Raw genomic sequence first — 2,523 nt, forward strand, 5'->3', positions numbered from 1 at the left:
CGAACCCGGCTGGATCGGTGCGGCCGGTGCGGCTTCGGCTGGCGACCATCCACCCGGCGGCGTTGCCGGTTCCACCCCGGCTCCGGGCGCATTTGCAGGCGGCGCCCCGCTGTCGCCCGGCGCAGCGTCGGCCGGGGCGTTTGCCGGCGGCGCACCCAACAGACCTTGGGCGTCGGCACCGCTCAGACCCACCGCCAGCAGGCACATGGTCGACAGTGCCAGGAACAAGCGACGGGCCATCGCATCACTCCGGTGTCTGGCCGGCCATGCATTCCAGCGCGCTGAGCTTCCAGTCGCTGGTCTTGGAGGCGATGTCCGATATCTTCCATTTGCCGTCGATCTTCCTGAGCGACCAGACCATTTCACGTTTGGAATCGTCGCCTTCCGAAAACAGGCTGAAGGACGCTGTAACCTCTGCGTTGTCGCCATCCAGCTTCTCAGACAGTTTCAGCGTTTTCGAGACGGTCTTCTGATCGAAATCCTGGGCGTCGAGACCAGGATCGAAGTCGATGCAGGCAACCTGGTCCGGGTTCTTTTTCGTTGCCTGGTCGTTCAGGTCGAACAGTTTCGTCACCGGCTCGGTGAATCGATCCCGATATTGTTCGTCGGCCTCGAACTTGACCGCCGGAACATAGAAGAACTTCACGGCGTTGGACGCCGGTCCGGCGACGGCGGCCGCCGGCAAGACTATCGAAAGGGCGGCAGCGAGCACTGTCAGTCTCATGCAGAATCTCCGGCTTTTGATGGCTTGAGCCCATCAGTACCACGTATCCTGCATACCGGCTTTTTTGCGGCTCATGAAGTCCTGCAGCGCCAGCCCAAGGCGCGCCACCTGACGTTCTGGAAGTTCGCAAAAGCACTTCCGCGGTTAACTGCCGACGATACCAGCCAGCTACAATTGCCACAGACATCACGGATCCTCAGCCTCCGAAAGCCGTGACAGGCCCCTTGAGCCGGGAGCGCTCAGGTTTGACACCAAGCCCTGGCATCTGCGGGACGCGTATATGCCCGTTTTCGATAACGACGGGATTTACGGGGTCGATATGCCCTTCGATGTATTCCTGTGCGATCCAGGCGCCCTCGAAACGTCTCGGCTCGACGGTAGCTGCGAGATGCACGCATGCCGCGGCGATGACGTCCCCGCCCCAGGCATCGTCGCAGCTGTGCGGAAGAGATCGTATCGCACACAGGTCGCGGACCGTGACCATCTTGGTGAGGCCGCCAAGGCGGGTGACCTTCAATCCGAATCCGTCCGCGATACCTGAAGAAACTGCCCGTAGGACGGCATTCAAATCCTCGGCACTCTCATCGAGGTAGACCGGATGGGTAACGCGTCCCTTGAGGCTCGCAACTTCCTCCATGGTGTTGCAAGGTTGTTCGAACACAAACGGGATTGTCGGGCAAAGCCGGTCGATGTGCAGCGCCGCCGCGGCGGTGAGGCCACGATTGGCGTCGACGGCTATCCGGGCCGTGAAGCCAACCGCTTCCCATACCTTGTGCACGGTGGCGACGTCTTGCTCGAGATCCCGTCCGCCTATCTTGATCTGAAGCCGTGGGTAACCGGCCTTGACCTTGTCGACGGCAATGCGCGCCGTCTCGTCCGGTGCACCGACAATGGTCGAGTAGTAGGACGGCACACGATCGGTGAGCGCACCGCCCAGAAGTGTTGAAACCGGAACGCCCAGCCGCTGGCCGGCGAGGTCGAGGAGAGCTATATCCAGGGCCGCCTTGGCATAGTTGTGGCCGTTCAACCGCTCGTCCATTCTTTTCGCCAGGTGACGCATGGACGTAGTGTCCTCGCCGACGAGCCCAGGCGCTATTTCGGCAATTGCCGCTCTCGCACCCAGAGCATGTTGGGGCTGATAAACAGGGCCGACCGGGCAAGTCTCACCCCAGCCTGACAGCCCGTCCTCGGTGGTCACTTCAACGAGCGTGCTGTCCAGATCCTGCACGGTATCGCTGGCCATCCGGTAGGCACCGCCTTTGACAGGCAGATGCACCTGATAGACTTTGATCGACTCGATACGCATACGGACCTTAGCCCCCTTCGAGCCAAGCGATTCTGGCCATCTCGCCATTCCAGTGCATGACGGCGCTCTCGGTCACAAACTTGGGCCGACTGCCGTGCTCAAGCCCGCACATTGTGCTTGCGCTTCATGAAGTCCTTGGCGGTCTCGACCGCCACCGCCGCGTCGCGGCAATAGGCATCGGCGCCGACGGCCTTGCCGAATTCCTCGTTCAGCGGCGCGCCGCCGACCAGCACGACATAGTCGTCGCGGATGCCCTTTTCCTTCATCGTGTCGATGACGACCTTCATGTAGGGCATAGTCGTGGTCAAAAGCGCCGACATGCCGATGATGTCGGGCTGATGCTGCTCGATGGCATCGAGATACTTCTCGACCGCATTGTTGATGCCGAGGTCGATGACGTCGAAGCCGGCCCCCTCCATCATCATGCCGACGAGGTTCTTGCCGATGTCGTGGATGTCGCCCTTGACGGTGCCGATGACCATCTTGCCCTGCT

3 protein-coding genes and 1 pseudogene are annotated in these 2,523 nt (G+C 61.4%); all 4 read right to left on the minus strand.

The genetic code is table 11. The annotated features are described in order from the left end of the window. Positions 1–240 (minus strand): annotated as a pseudogene (locus tag EN993_RS37500) (hypothetical protein); the annotation flags it as partial. Positions 241–244: 4 nt separating this feature from the next. Further along, a complete protein-coding gene (locus tag EN993_RS34460) occupies positions 245–724 on the minus strand; it encodes a DUF3828 domain-containing protein (RefSeq protein WP_109672365.1) in 480 nt (159 codons plus the stop codon). A gap of 196 nt (positions 725–920) precedes the next feature. Continuing rightward, positions 921–2,030 (minus strand): mandelate racemase/muconate lactonizing enzyme family protein, encoded by a 1,110-nt coding sequence (locus EN993_RS34465; protein ID WP_127266108.1) that lies wholly within the window; start codon positions 2,028–2,030, stop codon positions 921–923. A gap of 98 nt (positions 2,031–2,128) precedes the next feature. Continuing rightward, positions 2,129–2,523, minus strand: a 395-nt coding sequence (locus tag EN993_RS34470; protein WP_206532470.1) for a cobalamin-dependent protein, incomplete at its 5' end; no start/stop codon positions are given.

The organism is Mesorhizobium sp. M7D.F.Ca.US.004.01.2.1 (genome assembly GCF_003997785.1).
Lineage (GTDB): Bacteria > Pseudomonadota > Alphaproteobacteria > Rhizobiales > Rhizobiaceae > Mesorhizobium > Mesorhizobium loti.

Bases quoted from the DNA above. Each gene is read 5' to 3' on its own strand.
- EN993_RS34465 (WP_127266108.1), bottom strand. From the start codon at position 2,030: ATGCGTATCGAGTCGATCAAAGTCTATCAGGTGCATCTGCCTGTCAAA.
- EN993_RS34460 (WP_109672365.1), bottom strand. From the start codon at position 724: ATGAGACTGACAGTGCTCGCTGCCGCCCTTTCGATAGTCTTGCCGGCG.